We start from the raw sequence: 21,109 nt of genomic DNA, 5'->3' as shown, positions 1-21,109 counted from the left end.
CAAAATAGGAACCATTATAACGTCTCGGTCTCAGTCTCCGTTGAGAGGAGGAGTCGGGAGATGCGTACGTCCTCAACGCAGAAGAAGCGGATCTACAACCCGGTCACCGGGAAATATTATGCGATCCGGGAACGCTCGAGCAGATACGGCGAGGCGGGCCAGATAAAGGGGCTCTGGAGCTCAAAGAAGAGAAAAAACGTAAAATAAATGACCCCCGTTACAGCCCGCGAGAAGGTCTGGTTCCTTGATACCAATGTCTTCGCTCATTGGGTGCTTGGAGAGGGCAAGGTTCTGAGATATCTCTGCGACGACCTCGACCTGCATGACGAGTTTTTCCAGATCTATCAGAAAAGATATCACAATTCTATTACATTCATCGAAAAAATCTTCGAAAAACGACAGGAAGGTCTATCCGATGAATTTTATGTCTCATCCCTTGCCACAAACGAGTTATTTGCAGCAATAAGAGACGAAGTCCGGAGTATCTTATTTTTCAAAAACGGTGTGCCGATATCCCGGTGGCGGGATGCGAGGAATAATCCCGATATCTCGGCGGGGTGTTATGAGAAGATCTATGAGATGACACTCCAGTCCTTTGATTCGCTCTTCGAAAACCATGGTATTGTTATCATCCCTGAATTCCCGCCATGGGATGACCCCAACTACTGGTCCATCCTTTCATCGATCCTCTTCCTGATCAAGGAGACAAAGACCCAGGACGCAACGCTCCTTACGACTGCGATCTTAAATCGTGCGCATTATTTTGTTACCCTCGACACCCCCCTGATCCGATCAGCAAAGAAGAGTATCCACAGCCACTACAGTCTGGCGTTGGTCAATCCGACAGAAGGACTCCAGATCCTGCGCAATAGAACATAGTTTCCTGAGGCTCAACTCCTATCCTATTATATCTCCTCAGACCAATTCCATGATATGGAACGTGTCCCTGCAGTCATACTCGGTGCAGGCGTGGTTCTCGGCGTCTTCTTCGCCGTCACCCAGAACGTCTTCATGGGGATCTCGATCTTCATCATCCTGCTGACGGTGGCGATGTGCCTCCAGATCATGGGCGAGACCAGAGACCTCCCCGAAGTATCGTGCCGTCTCTCCGACGACGCGAAGGCGGTGATCGTCGCGAACGGCGGGAACGCCCCGGCAAAGGATATCCACGTCGCCCTGGTCCCGATGGACATCGAGTTCGACATCCCCGAACTCGGCGCCGACGAGGAGTACGCCCACCCCCTCGCCTCCATGGCCACCGAACTGAAGGTGGCCGCCACGTACGCGAACAGCAGCGGCCAGACGTACAAACACACCTGGCGGCTCTCGTCCCTCGATGAGAACGACCCCCTCAAACCGATGTTCCCGATGTTCTCCTGGAAGAAGGATGACTGACTGAAAACCGGCCGGGCAGAATTTTCCCGGGGAAGAACGCCGGGAGATGAGCCCTTCACACTTTTTTCTCTCTTTGCATGATGAAGATTAGAGAGAACTCGCCCTCTCAGGATACCTATATTCCGGCTGTGTAGAATCAGGCATGAACGGGGGGTTCAAGCATACGGGATGAAAATTTTCTGAGCTGCGCTACGGCGTGTGGGCGGGATCCCAATCCTCGCGACAGGATCTTTGGAAGATCTGGTTTCATCGCCGCCTCCGGCTATCCTCGTCGTGGGGGTCCGGGGGCAGAGCCCCCGGCGCGAGATTGCGGGAAAGATTTGACGATTCGGGGCGGCCGATCCATCAGAGGGATTTTCTATCCTCTGCGTATCGGCTTCAACGGGATATGGCAAGTTCAAACGCTCATGCAAACCTGAAGAGAGGATCGTCAGGATCATTTTCATGGTAAACCCTCTTGATGACTGTCTCTGCGGGGGCTGGCCCCCCCGATCCCCGCGCGAGAAGATGGGCGGCGGACGGCAATACCCTCCCCATGGTCATTGATGGTGCCTTCCCGCCCCTATCCTGGTCCCGGGGGTCTGGGGGCAGAGCCCCCGGCATGGTGGTGTGGGAAGGCACGTCGATCTGATCGGCCGCCCTCATCGCAGAACCTTTCCTCGAATCTCGCGCCGGGGGGAGATTCGAAAATCAAAGATTTTCTCGAACTCGCTGTCGCTCGTTCCCCACGACGAGGATAGCCGAGGGGCGGCATGATGCTCGACTTCGATTCGCTCCTCGATCACAAAGGAGGAAGGTCAAGAATCGATCCAACTCTTGATATGAAATTTTCATCAGGTATGCTTGAGCCTCAGGCTCATGCTCGATTCTACATGGCCAGGCGAACGGCAAACCCCCTCGCACACCGGACAATTCCCCTTCTTCCGCTGCCTCTATATAGGATGGAAGTGAGGGAGGTGCATGCTCTCCGGGATCACGGTCAGGACCGTCGGAGCCTGGGACGCCGAGGAGATCGTCGGACTCTACCGCGCCGGCGAGTGGTGGAAGGAGGAGTGGACGGCCGACGGGATCCCGGCCCTCATCGAGGGAAGTTTCTGTTTCGTCGTCGCCGTCGACGATACGCGGGCCGTCGGGATGGGGCGGGCGATCTCGGACGGGTGTTCGGACGCCTACCTCCAGGACATCATCGTCCTCCCCGAGTACCGGGGGCACGGGATCGGCGACGCCATCGTGGAGGCGCTCGTCGAGTTCTGCACCGCCCGTGACCTCGCCTGGATCGGACTCATCGCCCAGCCCGGCACCGTTGCATTTTACCGACGGCACGGTTTTGCCAGGATGACCGGGCATGTGCCGATGCTCCTGAAGGAGGAGAATGATCTCTCTTGACGATTTCAAACCGGTGACCCCGGAGGACCGGGCGTTCTTCGCCGACCTGTACCGCCGCCACCCGCCGGTGCACTCCGACATGAGCCTCACCACCATGCTCTGCTGGAACCACTACGCTCACTACGAGTACGCCCGCGTCGGCGAGGGCGTCGTGATCATGAGCACCATCCAGGGCGAACGCTCCTTCCGCGGCCCCGTCGGCCCCCCCGACGCCGAAGCCCTCGAGGCGGTTCTCGACCTCGCCGTGCGGGAGGGCGGGGAGGTGGCGTACTACATCTTCGACGACGCCACGCTCGACCTGGTCAGCGCCCGCTATCCCGCCCTCCCCCTCAGGCCCGACCGCGACTTCGCCGACTACGTGTACCTCACCGAAGACCTCGCCGACCTGCCGGGCAGAGACTACCTCACCATCAGAAAACATCTCAACCGCTTCAGGCGGGAGTGCGAACCGACGGTCGAGGCGGTCACCCCGGCGCTCCTCGGCGAGGTGGTCGGGTTCCTGGAGCGGTGGTGCGAGTGGCGCCACTGCGACGACTCCCCGGTGCTTGCCGAGGAGAAGACGGCGCTGCAGTACGCGATCGCCCACTTCACCGACCTCGGGCTGGAGGGGGTGGCGGTGCGGGTCGAGGGAGCGATCGCCGGGTGCGCCCTGTACGACCGCCTCAACGACGAGACCGCGGTGGTCCACTTCGAGAAAGGCCTCCCCGACTGCGACGGGGTCTACAAGGCCGTCAACCAGGAGACGGCCGACCGCCTCAAGGGGCGCTACCCCTTCCTCAACCGCGAGTCCGACCTCGGCCTCCCCGGCCTGCGGGAGGCAAAACTCCGCTACCACCCGCACCACCTCGCCGAGGTCCACACCGCCCGGCGGGTTGACCTGGAAAAAAGACATCTGTGAATGCGTCGATATGGAGTGGAGCATGACTGAGAGGATACTGGTGGCATACGCGAGCAGGTACGGCTCGACAGAGGAGATCGCCCGGGTGATCGCCGACGAGATCAGGGCGCTGGGCTACGAGGTCGACTGCATGAACGTGATGGAGGTCGAGGACGTCAGGCCCTACGCCGCCGTCGTCGCCGGCAGCCCGATCTACATGGGCAAATGGCTCCCCGAGGCGGTCGACCTGGCCAAGCAGTTCAGGATCGCACTGAACGAACGGCCGCTCGCCGTCTTTGCGGTCGGGTACTCGATGAAAGAGGAGGACGACCTGATCAGAAAATCGGCCCGCGCCTCGATGAACGAACTGCGGATGTACGTCCATGCCCAGGTGGAGGGGTTCTTTGCCGGGAAGTTCGATCCCGACGGCATGAGCACGAGCGACCTGCAGATCATGAAGATGGCCGGGGCGGCCCCCGGAGACGCGAGGGACTGGACGGCGGTGAGGAACTGGGCCCGGGCCCTGCCGTCGGTCCTCTTCACCCTCGAGCCTGAGGAGTAGGCCGGGCGGACACAACCTTTATTGTGCGGCATCGCCCAGGGCGGATCGAGAGAGAGGCCGGCCCTGGACGCGGGGCCGCAGCATCTTTTCATCGAAGGGGGGGACGAGACTGAGGAGACGAAACGAAATTGTCGCGGTGCTCGTGCTGCTCCCGGCGGCGGCGCTCGCCATGCAGGCGGCTGGCCTCGGGGCGGCGGACCGGCAGGTCACCGACGACCCGGCCGACCAGTATATGCCGGCGATCGACGGGAAGTGCATCGTCTGGACCGATATGCGCAACGGTGACGAGGAGATCTACTGCTACAACCTCAGGAGCGGGAACGAGACGCGGATCACCGACGACCCCGGCAAGCAGTACCGGCCCGCGATCGACGGGACCCGCATTGTCTGGGCCGACACCCGCAACGGGAACGAGGACATCTATCTTTACGACCTCGGAACCGGGAACGAGACGCGGATCACCGACGACCCGGGCGTCCAGGGCGACCCCGCGATCGACGGCGACCGCATCGTCTGGGCCGACCTGCGGACCCTCAACGTCAATGTCCGTCTCTTCGACCTCGCGGCGGGCAACGAGTCGGCGGTCACCGAGAGCATTCCCTTCCAGGGCTATCCCGCCATCTCGGAGAACCGCGTTGTCTGGACCGACACGAGGTACTGGAACGCCGACATCTATCTGGGCAACCTCACGAGCGGCGAGGAGCGGCGGCTCACCACCAACGAAGGGGATCAGTACGAGGCGGCCTTCGACGGCGACCGGGTCGTCTGGACCGACACGAGGAACGGGAACAAGGACATCTATCTCTACGACCTCGGAAGCGGTGAGGAGGTGCAGGTCACCACCGACCCGGCCGACCAGTATGAACCAGCGATCAGCGGCGACCGCATCGTCTGGACCGACACGAGGAACGGGAACAAGGACATCTATCTCCATGACCTCGGAACCGGGAACGAGACGCGGCTCACCACCGACCGGGCCGAGCAGTACGAACCGGCGATCGACGGCGACCGGATCGTCTGGACCGACGAGCGGAACGGGAACCGGGATATCTACCTCTACGACCTCTCGGAGAAGAGGAGTACCTGAAAAAAACGGCTCCGGACCGATGATTCTGCTGGGAGGCATTCCTCCCGATCCTTCCGCACGAAGATAGGCAGAGGACTGCAACCCCATCTTCATGGCAATCTTTCTGCCTTCCCGGCCCCATCTTCACCCCGAGAGGGGGTCAGGTGGGCAGCGCCCCGCGATGCGAAGGTTCGAGAAGGCACCCCGATCAGAGGGGGTTCCACCGCAAAAATTTGAACTTCCCGGAGCGACGGCGTGCACACACTCTTCTAACCGACATGCAGTCTCCATGTCCAGAGATCACATATACCACTGAGACGGACTCCTTGTCAGGGCAACGGCTACGCCAATAGTGGCCGAAGACGGGGAGATGAGCCAATGCAACACCAATCAATACAGGGGGGCGGTACCGTCATTTTGATCATGCTCGCCGGATTTGTACTGACATGCCCGGTGGCTGCCCTCGATGCACCGGCGTCGGATCCGGCCATGATCGAGCAGATGACCTACGACCTCTGCACCTTCGAGCGGGCTTTCGGATCTGAAGAGCGGGTCGCGGCGGCGACCTACATCGCCATGGCGATGGAGGAGCGCGGGTTATCGGTCGGCACCGGGAGGTTTGCGTATGCCAGTTGTTATTTTGATCCCCAACTCAGCCTCTCATCGAGCATCATCGGCGTTAGAGAGGGGGCGACCGACGAGATCGTCGTCATATGCGCCCACTACGACACCACCAGCCCGGAGATGCCCGGCGCCGACGACAACGCCGCGGGCGTGGCCACGATGCTCGAGGTCGCCAGAATCCTCGAAGACCTCCCCCTGAACCGGTCCGTCTACTTCATCGCCTTCGGCGGGGAGGAGACCGGGCTTGACGGGAGCAGGCGGTGGCTGGCCGACAACCCTGACCTCCACGATCGGATCGTCCTCGCGATAAACCTCGATTGCGTGGCCTCCGGGGACCGGCTGCAGGTCACGGCGCTCCCTCAGCACCGGTGGATCCTCGGGACGTTCCCGCCGTCGGCGTGCCTGGAGGAGACGACGATGCCCCCCCTGAACCTCGCACGCGGGGACGACCATACCTTCCGTGCCGCCATGATACCGGTAGTCCAGATCTATGAGGAGGACAGTCGCCAGATCATGCACACTCCGGACGACCGGCCCGAACGCCTCAACTACACCCTTGCCGCGGAGTGTGCGCGCATCGTGGCCGGGTCGGTGGCGGGGACCGACGCGGCCGCCGGCGATCCGGCACCCGAGATCGATCTCAGGATCGAGGACGGAACGATCGTCTTCACCGGACCGGGCGATGCGCCGGTCGAGGTGATCGTGGACGGCACCAGCCTCGGGTTGCTCCCCTCGGGCTCGGTCACCCTCCCGGAAGGCCCTCCTCACACGGTGCAGGCGATCACCTATGGACCAGGGGGGACCAGGGCCGTTGCGACGGCTACGGGAGAGGGGGTGGGGACCGAGCCGCCGGCCATGCCGGGCACCGCCATCGCCATCCCATGGGTGGACGGTCCGAGAGACATCGTCCGCTTCACCTTCCCCGCCATCCCGCTCTCCTACCACCTCGAACGACCCGAAGAGGGTGCTCGGGTCGACGGCTACCTCGACGGGGTTCTGATCCGGAACCTCGACAACGACCACGCGGTGGTTCCGGGCCCCGGGTTGCACACCTTCACGGTTGTGGCATCTCGAACCGGCGAAGGGGTCATCGGGACCGATCAGACCGCATTCACCCTGGAGAGGTTCAGTTCGGTGGACCTCGACGGAGGACTCTTACAGGTCGACGAGACCGGAGGGGTCGCCTGTTCTGCGTCGGCCCGCACGTACACCTATAATTACAATCCTGGCGAGCGTTATCACATCGTGGTGGGGTGCACGTATACGGATACCACGGATGCCCTCCTGCAGAAGGCAGCGTTCCGGGTGGACGGCCCCGACGGCCGGGATACGGGGTATCGCTTCTACGACATACCGGTCCTCGATGACTCGCAGACACGGGAGATCATGTTCTGGCTGGAACCTGAGGGGCCGGGCACGTTCCGCTGGAATATCTCCTGCAGCAAGGGCGACGGAAACGCCGTTGGAACCGGGAGCCTCATCCTCTGCTGACGCGGTCGGGTAAAAAAAGGGAGAGAGGTCACTCCTCCTCAGGGGCCGGCTGCGCCGCCGCCACCGGGACCGAAACCACCGGCGAACCGTCGGGCTCCCGTCTGACGATCACCGGCTGCTCGGCGAGTTCGGGCCATTTCAGCACCTGCCCGTCGGTATCCTTCAGCGGCACCGGCGGGTGGGAGGTCTGGGTCAGGACCGAGACGACGAACATCGCCGCCCCGGCCACCGCCGTCGGGACGAAGGTGAAGAAGACCGTCCACTCGTTGTCCGGCGGGACGAGCGTGAACGCTCCCTCCTGGAGAGAGAGGACGGCGATCCCGGCGAGGGTGGTGAAGAACCCGGAGAGCATCGAGGCGATCGCCCCGGGTGCGTTCGCCCGCTTCCAGAAGAGCCCGCAGACCACCGTCCAGAAGAGGCAGGCGAAGAGGAGGGTGAACCCGAAGATCATCAGGTCGTAGACTCCCGTGGCGGTGAAGCTGATCCCGATGCAGAGCAGCCCGATGGCGACGACCAGGGCCCTCGTGATCCGCAGCACCTTCTTCTCGTGGTGCACGTGGTCGGAGACCGCGCCGTGGATGAAGTTGGTCGAGATGACCGCCGCGGCGGCGAAGATCGCCGAACTCGCGGTGGACATGATCGCCGCCACCAGCGACCCGACGAAGAGGGCCATCATCCACGGGGACAGAAGGGTCTTGGCGAGGTACGGGACGATCAGTTCGGGGTCCTGCGCCAGCACCGTCCCGTCGATGAGCCCGGTGTTCACCATCACGATCCCGACCAGGCCGAGGACGATGGGGCCGAGGCCCGCAACCCAGTACAGCCCGGTGCCGAAGAGGAGGCCCTGCCTGGCCGCTTTATCGTCGCGGGCGCAGAAGACCCGCTGCGAGATGTCCAGGGAGGCGAGGCTCCCCAGGCCCATCCCGCACCAGGCCGCAAACCAGGCCATGATCCCGGTGAAGGTCCACCCGATCCCGCTCGGCGAGGCGTCGTCGGGGAGGACCGACCAGAAGTCCGGCGGGGTGTTGGCCGCGATGGCGTCGAGGCCGCCGGCATAGGAGATGCCGGTCGGTATGAGGACGGCGAGGCCCAGGAGGATCAGGACCATCTGGATGTTGTCGGTGATGATCACCGCGAGCATCCCGCCCAGATAGGTGTAGATGATCACGATCAGCCCGGCAAAGACCGCGCTCTCCACGGCCGGGAGGCCGATGAGGACGTTGAGGATCTTGCCGATGGCCAGGATCTGGACCGAGGTCCAGAAGATAAGCGTGGGCAGGGAGAGGACGGAGGCGACCAGCGATCCCTTCGTCCCGTACCTGAGATAGTACATCTCCCCCAGCGAGGCGATCTTCATCTTCCGCAGGATGGTGACGAAGAACGCCGCCATCAGGAGAAGCGTTATACCCGAGGCCCAGGGATCGGCGATGGTGGCGAGGAGATGGCCATCGTACGCCGCCCCGGCCCCGCCGAGAAGGGTGCCCCCGCCCCAGAAGGTGGCGAAGAGTGTTCCCCCAATCAGAACAGGACCGATATTCCGGTTTGCAACCAGGTACCCCTTCGAGGTCTCGACCGCACCCCGACGCTGGACCCAAAAGCCGATCGCAAGCATCAGGGCGAGATACAGCAGGATAATCAGGACTTCTATGCTCATCAGGCGACCACTACTATTTTCCCCGAGGTTTTTTGAGAATATCGGATGGAGACATCGGAGCAAAAAAGAGATCTCATCACTCGAACCACGGAAAAGAGGCAGTGACGCCGAATAACCCCGCCGGCGGCGAGTGTGCAGAAAGTCGGGAAACAGGGCAGGCGCGCACCGGCGGACGCACCTCCGGGCAGATCAGGGTGCGGGCGCCGCCCGCCCGGCCCGGCATGCCGCAGGCTCAGGCCCCGCTCAGCACCAGGTACAGGAGCGCCGCGAGATGAACAAACGCGAAGACCGGCACCAGTCTGAACTTCGGCTTCTGCGTCTTGTGCCGGTAGTGCTGCATCGCCCACCAGGCCCCGAACGGCCCCAGGAAGGCGACGGTGAGGAGCAGGTTCTCGGAGGTCCGCCACCGGTTGGCCCGCGCCTTTCTCTTGTCGTTCCAGAAGGCCGCCGCGGCGACGAGGTTGAGGAGCAGGTAGAGCCCGAGGACCGGAACGATACCTTCCATCCTCTCCCCCTCACCCGAAGTCGAAGAGCGTCGTCCTCGAAGGGTCGACGTCGGTCCAGGTCCACCCCAGGGGCTCGATGATCCTGGCGATCGGTTGCTTGATCGTCTTCTCGAGCATCGTCTCCCAGTCGACGACGAACTCGGGCGGCACCTGGTCGGCGTACTCGAAGGCGACCACGTCGGTCTGCGGGTACTTCCCGGTCACCCGCTTGATATAGAGCCGCTTGGGTTTGCTCCCGCGCTTGAAGTCGGTGCCCAGATTGGTGTTCGAGTAGATCGCACCCCTGATATGGGCGTCCTTCGTCTCGTAGTCCTCGAGGGCCTTCCCGATCCCGCCGGGGATGCCCGCCTCGTCCAGGGAGTACCCGCCCCGGCGGTATGTCCTGATCACCTCGCCGAGATAGGTCTTCACCTCGGAGAGCGGGGCGCCCCTGAGGATCATGGCGATCACATCCTCCTGGACCTTGCGGGTGATCTGCGGCGAGTCGCTGCGCCGCATCTCGAACCCGACGATGTCGACGGTGTCGGCCTCGACCCCTTCCTTCCAGACCAGGTGGCCGGCGTACCGCTTCTTCTTGCCGGCCTGGAAGAAGCGGGCATAGACCTTCTCGAACTTGATGGAGAAGTAGTTCCGGTCGGCGTTGAGGGTCTCTTTCGCGAACCTCTCGTAACTCTCGTTGAGGCGCTCCTCGATGGCGCGGGCCCGCGCGATCGTCTCCTCCAGGGAGGCCGGCGGGAGTTCGACCATGCACGAGTCGGTGTCGCCGTACAGCACCTCGTAACCCATGCCGGTGATGACGTCGCGCGTGTGTTTGATGATCGCCCGGCCCACCGAGGTGACGGCGGCCCCGATCTCTCGATCGTACAGCCTGAAGCGCGAGTAGCCTGAGACCCCGTAGTAGGTGTTCATGATCACCTTGATGACCCCCTGCTGGAGGTCGAGGAGGCGGTACTCGGGCGAGCCGTACGGGTGCTCGTTGCGGCGCGCCTTGATCGAATCGCGCTCTGCCATCAGTTCGGAGATGATCGTCCTGGTCAGCCCGTCAGGGCTCCGCTTGAACCGCACGCCGTTGGGGGCCTTCAGTTCTCCGGCCGGATCCTTCGTTTCGGGGGAGGCGTTGATGGTCATCATCGCCATCGGGTACAGGGACTTGAGGTCGAGGACCACCACGTTCTCCTTCACGCCGAGCGTCGGTTCGAAGACGGTGGCGCCCTCGAACTCGTCGGCCAGCACATGCCCCTTCGACGGGAGGACGAAGCGGCCGTGGGCCCGGCGCAGGATGTAGATGTCGATGACATTGGAGGAGTTGAGGGTCCGGTCGAGGGGGACGCCGACGTACCTCGCGATCATCCGGTAGAAATCGACGATATCGTTCTTCTCGTTGATCTTCACGCAGAGTTCGACGTCGGTGCAGTTGTACTCGACGAGCCGCTCGGGGTCGTCCCGCCAGAGGTCGCTGATCGTCCCGGTGTAGCGGACCTTCCGTTCCCCGACTTCGTCGGCGGCGACGGCGTCGAGGCGGTACGACTCCTTCTGGCTGGGCTGGAGTTTGCGGTAGGCGGTGAGGAGGTCGAAGACCGCCCGGCCCCGCACGGCCGTCCGCTCGGTCATACCGGGGAGCCTGGAGAGGTCGTTGGGCCTGAGCCCCAGAGCGCTCATCCGGCGGACGATGTAGGGGAGGTCGAAGTCGGTGAAGTTCCAGCCCGAGAGGATGTCGGGGTCGCGGTCCCTGATATAGGCGACAAAAGCGTGGAGCATCCCCTCTTCGGTCTCGTAGGGGCAGAGGGTGTGCCGGGCGTCGCCTTTCCAGAAGCACCCGTTCGTCTTCTCCCAGGCCTCTGAGAAGGCGGCGGGCGTTCCTTCCGCGAGGTAGAGGAAGGTGACGTAGTCGCGTTCGAAGGAGTCCCAGCAGGTGATGCAGATGATCGCGTCCCGGTCGGTCTCGGGGAAGCCGCGTTCGTCCTCGCACTCGATATCGATGAAACAGAGACGGGCCGGGGCGTCGACCTCGGCCGGCGCCACCTCGGTATGCTCGACGACCTCGGCCGGGACCTCCAGGCCGCCGGTCAGTCCGGTGTCGATGAGGTAGCGCGTCGCAAACGGGATGTCGGCCTCATAGTGATGGGTGAAGAGATCACGGAGGTTGCGGACGTCGGTCGGTTTGCTGGTGTAGAGTCTGGTCAGGGCCTCGCCCTTGATGGAGCGGTACGCCTCGTCGTCCTGCCCGGTCACCTCCTCGGGGAGACGGGACTTTTCGGCGACCTCCTCGGCCGGCGCATAGAAGTACGGCCGAAACCCGGTCACCTGGATATGGACCGCCCGGCCGTCCGGTTCACGCCCGAAGACGTGGATGACCGGGCCGACGCCCGAGACATTGTACTCCACCTGGTTGATCGCACACCTGATCATCCCCCCCGCCCCACCGGCCTCAGGGCCGAAGAGCGTCGCCTGTTTCTCGGTCATTACGCGTCCCTGCAGAGTTTCTTGATGAAGCCGGCAGCCTCGTTCAGTTTTGCCGTCTCCCACTCGTCGAGGTCCCACTCGACGATCTCCACGATCCCTTCGCGCCCGACCCTCGCGGGGAGACCGATGGAAAGGCCGGAAAGCCCGTATTCGCCGTCGACGATGCACGAGCACGGGACGACCTCGTCCCGCCGGTCGTCGAGGACCGCTCCGGCAAGCCGCGCGATATGGGCCGCAGGACCGAAGGCCGTGCCGCCCTTCCCCTTGATCACTTCCATGCTCGCCCCGCGGAGGGAGGCGAGCACCGCCTCGCGCCGCTCGACCGGCACCCCGGTCCCGAGCCTGGAGAAGACCGGGACCTGGTGTTCCCCGTGCTCGCCGAGGATAAACGCCGGGCCGTCCGCGATTCCCTCCTTCGCGAGCCTGAGGGCGAACCTGGCGCTGTCGAGTTGGCCGCCGAACCCGACGCACCGGGAGGGTTCGAGGTCGAGGCAGCGGGAGAAGAGGTAGTTGTTCACGTCCATGGGGTTGGTGACCGTGATCAGCACCCCGCCAAACCCCTTCAACGCCCGGCAGCAGTCGTCGATGACCGGGAGGTTGACGGTAAGGAGGTCGGCCCTGGTCTTCACGTCCGGGGTGCGGGGCCGGCCCGCGGTGAAGATGCAGACGTCTGCGTCCCTCAGGAGGGCGGGATCGGTCTCGATGACGATGTCATAGGCGGCATGACTGATATCAAGGACCTGCGCGCGTTCGAGGGGCTTGACGGCGTCGCAGAGTATGAGTTCGTCCGCAAGACCCAATGCTGCGGCGAGAAATGCGACTTCACCCCCGACCCGGCCGGTTCCGATCACTGCGAGGCTGCTCATATGATCTCTTCTATGGGTATGCTAATAATAAATAACCACAATCTCTTCTGGATGATTTCCCTCCAACCTGGCGAAATAACGGTCGGCGGGGTCGCTCTTCACAACCATCTCCTCCTCGCGGCCGGGGTGCTGGGGACGACCGGTGCGTCCCTCAGGCGGATGCTCAGGCTCGGGGCGGGCGGCGTGGTCACCAAGTCCATCGGGCCTGAGCCCAACCCCGGCCACCACGGTCCCTGCCTGGTCAGGACCGAGGGCGGGCTGCTCAACGCGATGGGCCTGCCCAACCCCTCGAAGGAGTTTGTCGGTGAGATCGAACCGCTCAAGGACGAACCCGTGGTCGTGAGCGTCTACGGCAAGGACCCGGAAGACTTCAAGGAGGTCGCCGGATGGTTTGCCGGGACGGGGACGGCCCGCGGCTTTGAACTGAACGTGAGTTGCCCGCACGCCGCCGGCTACGGGGCGGCGATCGGGACCGACCCCGAGATGGTGCTCGAGTGCACGCGGGCGGTGGCCTCCCACGGCCTGCCGGTCTGGGTGAAACTCACTCCCAATGTCACCGACATCACCACCATCGGCCTGGCCGCCGAGAAGGGCGGGGCGAGCGCGATCGTGGCGGTGAACACGGTGCGCGGGATGCGGATCTCCACCGAGATGCGCCGGCCGGTCCTGGGGTACCGGAGCGGCGGGCTCTCGGGCAAGGCGATCTTTCCGATCGCGGTGAAGTGTGTCTGGGACCTGTACGAGGCCTGCTCGATCCCGATCGTCGGGTGCGGCGGGATCTCGACGGCAGACGACGTCGTCGAGATGATGATGGCCGGTGCGCAGGCCGTCGAGGTCGGGAGCGCGGTCATCGACGAGGTGCGGGTCTTCGAGCAGATCGCACGCGGGCTGTACGCCGCCGACGGGGTGGCGGCCGAGGAGATCGTGGGGGTGGCGCACCGTGTCTGACCTCCCGATGCTCCCGGTGCGGGTGACGGTCAAGGCGGTCGTCGAGGAGACGCCGTCGGTGCGGACCTTCTACTTCGAGCCAGGCATCCCCTCCTCGCCCGGCCAGTTCGTGATGGTCTGGGTGCCGGGCGTCGACGAGGTGCCGATGGCCCTCTCCTCGGCGACCTCGATCACGGTCCAGCAGGTCGGCGACGCCACGACGGCGATGTTTTGCCTCAAGCCCGGCGACGCCCTCGGGATCCGCGGGCCGCTGGGCAACGGCTTCACGGTGAGCGGCAAGACCCTGGCCATCGGCGGCGGGGTCGGCGCCGCCCCGCTCCTCCACCTCGCGGTGGAGGGGAAGGTGAGCACCTTCCTGCTGGGGGCGCGGACCGCCGACGAACTCCTCTTCGCCCCGGTGATCAACGCCTCTTCCAACCTGAAGATCGCCACCGACGACGGCACGGCCGGCCACCATGGGGTGGTCACCGACCTGATGGACGAGATCGACCTGGAGGCGTACGACCACATCTGCGTCTGCGGCCCGGAGATCATGATGCTCAAGGTGCTCGAACGTCTCCACGCCGCCGGCGTCGCCGACCGCGGCCAGTTCTCGCTCCACCGGTACATGAAGTGCGGGATCGGGGTCTGCGGTTCGTGCGCCACCGACCCCCACGGCCTGCGGGTCTGCCGGGACGGTCCGGTCTTCACCGGCGCCGACCTGCTGGAGTCGGAGTTCGGACGCTATGCACGGGACGCCACCGGCAGCAAGGTCGTCTTCCCGTGGGCGAAGAAAGCGGAAGAGTGAACGAACACTTTCTTTCTTTTTCATTTTTGAGCGCGGGATGAAGGGGAGCGGAGCGGTTGTATTCGTTGAGGGAGTTCTCCAATTCTCGCCGGCGGCGAGGGTTCGGGAGACCCGAACCCTCGTATCATGAGGATAGGAGGGGGACGGCACACCGCTGAAGAGGCGAAAGTACACTCCCCTCAATCCGCCACTCTGCCGTCCCCCACCTATCGCCATCAGGGCGGGGTTCAGGGGACGAGAGCCACCTGAACCCCCTTTACCGGAAAATAACTGAAAAAAGTCAAAGACAGGGGATCATGCTCCCCCGATCCACCTCATCGCTCCCTCTCTCACAACCGGTGCTCGATCTCGGCCTTGAAGCGTTCGAGGTCGCTGATATGGTTGATATTGATGAAGGTGAGGAGGTCGGGGTCCATCGGCCTGAACAACTCGGCCGGGACATAGCGGGGATGGAGGCCCTCGACCATCGCCCGCAGGGACCGGCTCTTGTGGTCGCGGAGGTACTCGAGAAGCGGGGTACGGCGGTAGACCGCATGGAGCGGCTCGAGCATCTCCCGGTTCCAGCAGGGGATCGCGGCGTCGTAGCCCGCCATCATCCCGAAGAGCGCCTCGATGACCATCCCGTTGATGCATGGCATATCGCAGGCGACGACGAAGAGTTCGTCGCCGTGGGCGGCGAGGGCCCCGGCATGGACCCCGCCGATGGGGCCGAGGCCCTTTCGCAGATCCTCGATGCACCGGACGTCCTGGTATTCGGCAAAGCGTGCGCACTGCTCCTCGCTCCTGGCGACGATGACGATCTCGTCGACGACGCCCCGGAGCGTCTGGAGAAGGCGGTCGATGAACGTCTGCCCGCAGACCTCGAAGAAATACTTCTCCACCCCGCCGGCCCGACGCGCCTCGCCGCCCACCAGCACGATCCCGGTTCTCATCCCTCACTGCTCCAGGAGCGACTCGCGGAAATGCATCAGCCTGGTGATGCAGTCGTTGTAGGGGGCGTCAAGTCCGTATTTCTGTGCTCTGGCCGCGATCTCGCCGTTCATGAAGTCGATCTCGGTCAGGTGCCCGTGCATGATGTCCTGGAGCATGGAGGCGTGGTGCTCGGCGGTGCTCGGCACCTGGACGTCGTGAAGATAGGCGAGGTAGTCGTCGGCCGTCGGCCAGGGGACGCGGACGCCCTCCTCGGCCATCACCGCGTAGGCCTCTCTGACCACATGCTCGATGATCCCCCAGGGCATCGGGTGGAGGAGTTTGCCGTACGGCACGTTCATCAGGGCGCCCAGGGGATTGAGCGAGGAGTTGTACAGGGTCTTGGCCCAGAGATCGCCCTTGATATGGCTGCTCCCCTCGACCGGCACGCCGGCCTTCTCGACGAGGGCGACGAGGGCGTCCACCTTCGGGTCGGGACCGTCGGGGAACCGCCCGAGTTTCATCGGCCCACCGACCACCGAAACATGGACGCGGGCGTCGCCCCGCCACTCGAACCCGGTGATGATCGTGCCGCCGATGACCCGGTCGGTATACTCCGCGACGATCTCCTCGTTCCCGATCCCGTTCTGGAGGCTGACCGTCTCGGTGTCCTTGATCACGTCGGCGAACTGCTCGCAGATCGCGCGGGTGGCAAGCGCCTTGGAAGTGATGAAGATATAGTCGTAGCGCTCGCCGGCGGGCACCTCCTCGGAGGCCGAGAAGCGGTGCGTACCCTCGCCCCAGAGCCCGGTCAGCACCAGGCCGCGCTCGGCGATCGCATCGGCATGCCGCTGCCTGCAGACGGCATGGACATCGCAGTGGTCGGAGAGCCGGGCGGCGAGGGAGAGTCCGACTGCACCGGCTCCGAGTATCAGCACTTTCATGGAAGAATCGTTACAAATTATGGCGCTCACGGCTCTTAATATGTCCGCTTTCCTCTCTCCAATGAGAGGAGTGCCTGCTTCAATTCGAGAGCAGGGGAAAAACCGCCGGGCCCGTCTTTTGCCACCACACGGTGGCAGGGGACGAGGAGCGGCGTGGGGTTGAGGCGCATCGCCGTGCCGACGACCCGCGGCACCGTCCCGACGCGGCCGGCGACCTCGCCGTAGGTCGTCGTCTCGCCGTACGGCACCGCCTGCACCGCGCGGTAGATCCGGGCAAAGACGCTCTCGCCTTCGGTGGCGACCGAACGGAGGCCCGCAAGCCCGTTCGGGTCGCCGGCAAGGTACCGGGTGAACTGCTCGGGCGCCCCGCCCGCCGCCGGGTACCGCAGGAAGCGCACCCTGGAGACGAGGTCGTCCTCCCAGGCGACGTGCACGTGCCAGAGCCCGAAGGGGCAGCTCCCCTCACGCAACCCCGTTCACCGCCGGCCTTTCCACTGGAGCACCAGGCGCCTGAAGCCCTCGAGCCCGCACCGCTCCATCTCCTGCTGCATCCAGGGCGGCAGCCCGTCCCGCACTCCCTGCTCCAGGAACCGCTGCTCCGCGAGGACGAGCACCCCGACGTCCTCCGGCGTCCGGAGCACCCGGCCGAGCGCCTGGGTGGCCCTATTGATCGCCGGGAGGGTGTACGAGATGAACTCGCCTTCCCGCCCGAACTTGTGTTTGTAGTAGTCGATGACCATCCGGCGGACATTGTTGTACGGCGCCAGCGGGAGGCCGACGACCATCGCCCCGCGCAGCATCTCGCCGCGGTAGTCGAGGCCCTCGCTCCACTTGCCGCCGCAGACCGCAAAGAGGATCCCGGCCTTCCCGCGCTCGGGGAGACCGACGAACTCCCTCAGCGCCGCCGTCGCCTCGCCCGCTTCCCTGGGCTCGACATAGACCTTCTTGCCGTTGACCCGGCTCCCGCAGGCCTCGGCATAGGTGTTGAGGAGCTGGTACGAGGGGAAGTAGACGGCCAGGTTGCCAGGCGCCTGGGCGAAGGCCCGGATGTAGCCGACGATCCGCTCGGTGTTTTTGGGATCGCGGCGCATCCGGTAGGCGGTGGTGACGTCGTCGGCGCAGGCGAGCAGCCGGTTCTCCCGCGGGAAACTGTTCGGGAGAGATTGCGTGCGGACCTCGACGTCGCCGAAGAAGTATTTCCGGTAGGCGTCGAGGGGGGAGAGGGTGCCTGAGATGAGGACGGCGCCGGCATGGGCCTCGCAGATCTCTCGCATCTTCCCGCTCGGGTCGATGTTTCGCACCTCGAGTTCGACCACGCCCTCGGAGGAGCGGTACAGGGTGAGGAAGGTCGGGTCGGCGCCGGCACGGTAGACGCGGTACATGAACTCAGAGAACTGCTCGACCGCGCTCTCCTTGTAGATCCCGGCGTTCTTGTTCTTCTCGGAAACCCGTTCGGCGATCCTGGAGAGGTCCTCGACGACCTCTTCAAGCCCCTTGTACAGCGAGCCCTTGATCGCCATCCGGTGGAAGATCGCCGGGTCGAACCAGTCCTCGTCCTTGGGCGAACGCTTGAGGTCCTCCATGAAACGCGAGACATTGGGGAGGATCTGCCTGACGGCGTTCACCGACTTCATGTTCTTCGAAAGGTGGGCCAGTTCGGTCATCGTCCCTTCCAGCACCCTGGCTTCCAGGACGACGCTCTGGATCCCCTCGACGACGTCCCCGCAGTTGTGGGCCTCGTCGATGAGGAGGAGGACGTCTTCGGGCTCGATGTCGAGGTTGGCGTACAGCTGGTCCCTCACGTCGTCGTTGAAGAGGTGGTGGAAGTTGCAGATGAGGACGTCGGCGCCGCGGGCCGCCTGCATCATCGTCTCGTACGGACAGAGTCCCCGGCAGAAGGCGTTGAGGCTCTCGGGGGGGATCCCTTCCCGCCGGACGCGGTTGGCCCGGTCGCGCAGCGCTCCGGACGGCCCCATCCGCAGCCCGGCCTCCTCGCTGTCCTTCACAAAGACCCGGCTCTTGATGAAGTACGGGCAGATGAGCGGGTGCTCTGGGTCCATCTTCCTGATCTGCTCCTTGATCACCTTATCCTCGGTCGGGACCAGGGACCCCTTGTGCGCCTGCTCGCGCATCAGCGAGGAGGAGAAGGCCTTGACCGCCTCGCACCGCCGGTAGGGATCGCCTTCCCCGCCGAGCGGACACATCGAACTTTTTCCGACGAGGTACGCGAAGGTGAGGGTGGGCTTCACCTTCCTGACCAGTTCGAGTTCTCGGATAAAGGTGGCGAGTTGCGAGATGGTCCGCACCGCCACGACCACCCTCTTTCTGCCGCGGGCGGCGAGGAGGGCGGAGACGACGCTCGACTTCCCGCTGCCGGTGGGGGCGTCGATCATCGCGATCCCGCCGTCGCGCGCGGTCTCGGCGGCGAACTCCAGCATCTCCCTCTGGTTCGGGCGGAAGGACGGATACGGGAACCAGTCTTCAAGCGGGTCCATTCACTACGTCTTGGTCGCCCGGCATGATGTAGTATTGGGTGGGCCCGGGATGGGGCCTTGCCGTCAGGTATATCTACCCGGATGCCGACGGCAGGGCGGGGGGAGACGAAAGGATGGACCTGGCGATGGCCGTCCCTCAGGGGAATGAACGGCTGGAGAGCGCGATTGCCGGACTGGAAGGGGAGGCCGCCTATGCGGAGACGGCCTATGCCCTGCCGGTGAGTTATGCCCTGACCGGGATGCGGGTGACCGGGGCCGACGAGGCGCGGGCGGCGTACCTGGCCTCCGGAAAAAATCCGCTGGTGGCCGCGGAGTGTGTCAGGGCGTTTGCCGGGGGTGGGGTGGAGGAGGCGCCGTACACCGGGTTCCTCGGCGACACCGAACTGCGGCGGCTCGGGTATTCCCTGGTGGACGGGAGCATCCTGGGCCTCGCCCTCCTGGTCGGCACGCCCGAACATGCCGACGCCGCCGCGGCGGTCTGCCGGGAACTGCAGGAGACGTACATGCTCACCTTCCTTGCCGGCGGGGTGACCGGGGCGCTCACGGCGGCGGGCGTGAAGGTCGGGCCGGGGTACCGTCTCGTCCCCCTGGGGCCCGGCGGGATGGCGGCCGTCCACTTCGCCGACATCCTCGCACGGGTGGCGATGATGTTCGGCGGGGTGCAGGCCGGCGACGCCGGGCGCCTGCTGGCCTATGCACGGGAACGGGCAAAAGCCTTTGTCGTCGCCTTCCCCGGCCTCTCCGAAGAGGAGGTCGCGGTCCTCGACGCCCTCCGCCCCCTCGGCATCCCGGTGCTCTCGGTCGACGGCTACGAGGGCGGCGAGTGGGTGGCGGTGGAGGCCGGCGAGGCCGCCGGCCGCGGCCGGGACCTGCGGGAGATCAGGGTGAAGGTGACGGCGATCCCGATCCCGATGGCCTGCTCCCCAGCCTTCGAGGGGAAGAGCATCCGCAAAGAGGAGATGCACCTCGAGTTCGGGGGCGGGCGGACCCCGGCCTTCGAACTCCTGCGGATGCGGCCTCCCGACGAGGTGGAGGACGGGGAGGTGACGGTGATCGGGCCCGAGGCCGACGAGGTGGCCGCGGGCGCGGCCCTGCCCCTGGCCGTCATGGTGGACGTCGCCGGGAAACGGATGAAGAAGGAGTACGAACCCGTGCTGGAGAGACGGGTCCACACCTTCCTCAACTACGGCGAGGGCTCCTGGCACGTCGCCCAGCGCGACCTCATCTGGGTCCGCCTCTCGAAGGAGGCGGTGGCGAAGGGGGTGCGGATCAGGCACCTCGGCACCCTCCTTGCCGGGCGGTTCAGGGCCGACTTCCCCGACCTCCTCGACGCCGTGGCGGTGACGCTGATCACCGACGAGGCCGCGGTCCTCGCCGCCCGCCCGGAGGCCGAGGAGGTCTACTGGCAGAGAGACGAGCGGATCGCCGGGATGAAGGACGAAGACGCCGGCCTCTTCTACTCATGCACCCTCTGCCAGACCTTCGCCCCCAACCATGTCTGCATCATCACGCCCGAGCGTCCGGCCCTCTGCGGGGCGATCACCTGGCTGGACGCCCGGATCGCCCACGAGATCGCCCCGGCGGGTGCAAACCAGCCCGTGGAGAAGGGAGAGATCGTCGACGACCTCACGGGCGAGTTCGCCGGGGTGAACCGGTTCGTGAAGCAGGCCTCCCACGGGACGGTGGACCGGGTCTGCCTGTACGGGATGATGGAGTACCCGATGACGGCCTGCGGGTGTTTCGAGGCGGTGGCCGCGGTGCTTCCCGAGACGAATGGGGTGGTGATCGTCACCAGGGAGTACAGGGGCGAGACGCCTCTTGGCATGACCTTCTCCACCCTGGCCGGGACGATCGGGGGCGGGGCGCAGACGCCGGGGTTCCTCGGGATCTCCAGGAACTACATCCTTTCGAACCGTTTCCTCAGGGCCGAGGGGGGGATCGCACGGGTGGTCTGGATGCCCGCCCACCTCAAAGAGGAACTGGGAGAGCGGTTGCGGCAGGTGCTCGGGGAGCGCGGCATGCCCGACCTCTTCGAGCGGATCGCGGACGAACGGACGGCGACGACCCTGGAGGACCTCGTCGCCTTCCTGGAGAAGGCCGGCCACCCGGCGCTGGCGATGGACCCGATCATCTGAG

Annotated in this window: 19 protein-coding genes; 11 read left to right on the top strand and 8 right to left on the bottom strand. The window is 64.7% G+C overall.

What is annotated here, in order from left to right; all coding sequences use genetic code 11:
• Positions 1–60 precede the first annotated feature (60 nt).
• The 8 genes from E2N92_RS11895 (at position 61) to E2N92_RS11860 (ending at position 7,401) form a co-directional block, all read left to right on the top strand.
• Complete coding sequence (locus E2N92_RS11895; protein WP_220681365.1) at positions 61–207, top strand: hypothetical protein; 147 nt, start codon at positions 61–63, stop codon at positions 205–207.
• A complete protein-coding gene (locus E2N92_RS11890) occupies positions 208–879 on the top strand; it encodes a PIN domain-containing protein (protein WP_220681364.1) in 672 nt (223 codons plus the stop codon). It begins immediately after the preceding gene.
• A gap of 54 nt (positions 880–933) precedes the next feature.
• On the top strand, positions 934–1,395 hold the full coding sequence (locus tag E2N92_RS11885; RefSeq protein WP_220681363.1) for a hypothetical protein: 462 nt from the start codon (positions 934–936) through the stop codon (positions 1,393–1,395).
• Between the two features lie 960 nt (positions 1,396–2,355).
• Complete coding sequence (locus E2N92_RS11880; RefSeq protein ID WP_220681362.1) at positions 2,356–2,781, top strand: GNAT family N-acetyltransferase; 426 nt, start codon at positions 2,356–2,358, stop codon at positions 2,779–2,781.
• Positions 2,768–3,679, top strand: a complete 912-nt coding sequence (locus E2N92_RS11875) for a DUF2156 domain-containing protein (RefSeq protein WP_220681361.1) — start codon at positions 2,768–2,770, stop codon at positions 3,677–3,679. The genes E2N92_RS11880 and E2N92_RS11875 overlap by 14 nt, the downstream gene beginning before the upstream one ends.
• 22 nt (positions 3,680–3,701) lie before the next feature.
• Complete coding sequence (locus tag E2N92_RS11870) at positions 3,702–4,220, top strand: flavodoxin domain-containing protein (RefSeq protein ID WP_220681360.1); 519 nt, start codon at positions 3,702–3,704, stop codon at positions 4,218–4,220.
• Between the two features lie 136 nt (positions 4,221–4,356).
• Positions 4,357–5,307 (top strand): TolB family protein, encoded by a 951-nt coding sequence (locus E2N92_RS11865; protein ID WP_220681359.1) that lies wholly within the window; start codon positions 4,357–4,359, stop codon positions 5,305–5,307.
• 357 nt (positions 5,308–5,664) lie between these two features.
• On the top strand, positions 5,665–7,401 hold the full coding sequence (locus tag E2N92_RS11860; RefSeq protein WP_220681358.1) for a M28 family metallopeptidase: 1,737 nt from the start codon (positions 5,665–5,667) through the stop codon (positions 7,399–7,401).
• A 28-nt stretch (positions 7,402–7,429) separates the two neighbouring features.
• Here E2N92_RS11860 and E2N92_RS11855 read toward each other — a convergent pair whose 3' ends face one another.
• The 4 genes from E2N92_RS11855 to E2N92_RS11840 all read right to left on the bottom strand — a co-directional run bounded on the left by E2N92_RS11855 (position 7,430) and on the right by E2N92_RS11840 (position 12,890).
• Entirely contained in the window at positions 7,430–9,055 is a 1,626-nt protein-coding gene (locus tag E2N92_RS11855) for a sodium:solute symporter family transporter (protein ID WP_220681357.1), read from the bottom strand.
• Positions 9,056–9,287: 232 nt separating this feature from the next.
• On the bottom strand, positions 9,288–9,560 hold the full coding sequence (locus E2N92_RS11850; protein ID WP_220681356.1) for a DUF1294 domain-containing protein: 273 nt from the start codon (positions 9,558–9,560) through the stop codon (positions 9,288–9,290).
• Positions 9,561–9,570: 10 nt separating this feature from the next.
• Positions 9,571–12,024 carry a DNA-directed DNA polymerase gene (locus E2N92_RS11845; protein WP_220681355.1) on the bottom strand — a complete coding sequence of 818 codons (2,454 nt, stop codon included), beginning with the start codon at positions 12,022–12,024 and terminating at the stop codon, positions 9,571–9,573.
• Positions 12,024–12,890: a malate dehydrogenase gene (locus tag E2N92_RS11840; protein WP_220681354.1), complete on the bottom strand. Its 867-nt coding sequence runs from the start codon at positions 12,888–12,890 to the stop codon at positions 12,024–12,026. The genes E2N92_RS11845 and E2N92_RS11840 overlap by 1 nt, the downstream gene beginning before the upstream one ends.
• A gap of 51 nt (positions 12,891–12,941) precedes the next feature.
• Between E2N92_RS11840 and E2N92_RS11835 the strand changes: the two genes are divergently transcribed.
• Together E2N92_RS11835 and E2N92_RS11830 are read left to right on the top strand one after the other, a co-directional pair.
• Positions 12,942–13,838, top strand: coding sequence for a dihydroorotate dehydrogenase (locus E2N92_RS11835; protein WP_220681353.1), 897 nt, complete (start codon positions 12,942–12,944; stop codon positions 13,836–13,838).
• Complete coding sequence (locus E2N92_RS11830; RefSeq protein WP_246589212.1) at positions 13,831–14,625, top strand: dihydroorotate dehydrogenase electron transfer subunit; 795 nt, start codon at positions 13,831–13,833, stop codon at positions 14,623–14,625. Before E2N92_RS11835 ends, E2N92_RS11830 begins: the two co-directional genes overlap by 8 nt.
• A 329-nt stretch (positions 14,626–14,954) precedes the next feature.
• Here E2N92_RS11830 and mobA read toward each other — a convergent pair whose 3' ends face one another.
• Genes mobA through E2N92_RS11810 form a run of 4 tightly spaced genes read right to left on the bottom strand, consistent with a single transcriptional unit; the run spans position 14,955 to position 18,973 of the window.
• Complete coding sequence (gene mobA, locus E2N92_RS11825) at positions 14,955–15,557, bottom strand: molybdenum cofactor guanylyltransferase (RefSeq protein WP_220681352.1); 603 nt, start codon at positions 15,555–15,557, stop codon at positions 14,955–14,957.
• A gap of 3 nt (positions 15,558–15,560) precedes the next feature.
• Positions 15,561–16,478, bottom strand: a complete 918-nt coding sequence (locus E2N92_RS11820; protein WP_220681351.1) for a ketopantoate reductase family protein — start codon at positions 16,476–16,478, stop codon at positions 15,561–15,563.
• A gap of 35 nt (positions 16,479–16,513) precedes the next feature.
• Complete coding sequence (locus E2N92_RS11815; protein WP_220681350.1) at positions 16,514–16,948, bottom strand: methylated-DNA--[protein]-cysteine S-methyltransferase; 435 nt, start codon at positions 16,946–16,948, stop codon at positions 16,514–16,516.
• A 6-nt stretch (positions 16,949–16,954) separates the two neighbouring features.
• On the bottom strand, positions 16,955–18,973 hold the full coding sequence (locus E2N92_RS11810) for an ATP-dependent DNA helicase (protein WP_220681349.1): 2,019 nt from the start codon (positions 18,971–18,973) through the stop codon (positions 16,955–16,957).
• Positions 18,974–19,086: 113 nt separating this feature from the next.
• Between E2N92_RS11810 and acsB the strand changes: the two genes are divergently transcribed.
• Positions 19,087–21,108, top strand: coding sequence for an acetyl-CoA decarbonylase/synthase complex subunit alpha/beta (gene acsB, locus E2N92_RS11805; RefSeq protein ID WP_220681348.1), 2,022 nt, complete (start codon positions 19,087–19,089; stop codon positions 21,106–21,108).
• Position 21,109 lies beyond the last annotated feature (1 nt).

The sequence above is a fragment of the Methanofollis formosanus genome (assembly GCF_019633745.1).
Lineage (GTDB): Archaea > Halobacteriota > Methanomicrobia > Methanomicrobiales > Methanofollaceae > Methanofollis > Methanofollis formosanus.
Note: the sequence above shows the minus strand (reverse complement) of the source record. Positions and strands in the feature narration are given on the sequence as shown.

Bases quoted from the DNA above. Each gene is read 5' to 3' on its own strand.
- E2N92_RS11895 (WP_220681365.1), top strand. From the start codon at position 61: ATGCGTACGTCCTCAACGCAGAAGAAGCGGATCTACAACCCGGTCACC.
- E2N92_RS11890 (WP_220681364.1), top strand. From the start codon at position 208: ATGACCCCCGTTACAGCCCGCGAGAAGGTCTGGTTCCTTGATACCAAT.
- E2N92_RS11885 (WP_220681363.1), top strand. From the start codon at position 934: ATGGAACGTGTCCCTGCAGTCATACTCGGTGCAGGCGTGGTTCTCGGC.
- E2N92_RS11880 (WP_220681362.1), top strand. From the start codon at position 2,356: ATGCTCTCCGGGATCACGGTCAGGACCGTCGGAGCCTGGGACGCCGAG.
- E2N92_RS11875 (WP_220681361.1), top strand. From the start codon at position 2,768: ATGATCTCTCTTGACGATTTCAAACCGGTGACCCCGGAGGACCGGGCG.
- E2N92_RS11870 (WP_220681360.1), top strand. From the start codon at position 3,702: ATGACTGAGAGGATACTGGTGGCATACGCGAGCAGGTACGGCTCGACA.
- E2N92_RS11860 (WP_220681358.1), top strand. From the start codon at position 5,665: ATGCAACACCAATCAATACAGGGGGGCGGTACCGTCATTTTGATCATG.
- E2N92_RS11855 (WP_220681357.1), bottom strand. From the start codon at position 9,055: ATGAGCATAGAAGTCCTGATTATCCTGCTGTATCTCGCCCTGATGCTT.
- E2N92_RS11850 (WP_220681356.1), bottom strand. From the start codon at position 9,560: ATGGAAGGTATCGTTCCGGTCCTCGGGCTCTACCTGCTCCTCAACCTC.
- E2N92_RS11845 (WP_220681355.1), bottom strand. From the start codon at position 12,024: ATGACCGAGAAACAGGCGACGCTCTTCGGCCCTGAGGCCGGTGGGGCG.
- E2N92_RS11840 (WP_220681354.1), bottom strand. From the start codon at position 12,890: ATGAGCAGCCTCGCAGTGATCGGAACCGGCCGGGTCGGGGGTGAAGTC.
- E2N92_RS11835 (WP_220681353.1), top strand. From the start codon at position 12,942: ATGATTTCCCTCCAACCTGGCGAAATAACGGTCGGCGGGGTCGCTCTT.
- mobA (WP_220681352.1), bottom strand. From the start codon at position 15,557: ATGAGAACCGGGATCGTGCTGGTGGGCGGCGAGGCGCGTCGGGCCGGC.
- E2N92_RS11820 (WP_220681351.1), bottom strand. From the start codon at position 16,478: ATGAAAGTGCTGATACTCGGAGCCGGTGCAGTCGGACTCTCCCTCGCC.
- E2N92_RS11810 (WP_220681349.1), bottom strand. From the start codon at position 18,973: ATGGACCCGCTTGAAGACTGGTTCCCGTATCCGTCCTTCCGCCCGAAC.
- acsB (WP_220681348.1), top strand. From the start codon at position 19,087: ATGGACCTGGCGATGGCCGTCCCTCAGGGGAATGAACGGCTGGAGAGC.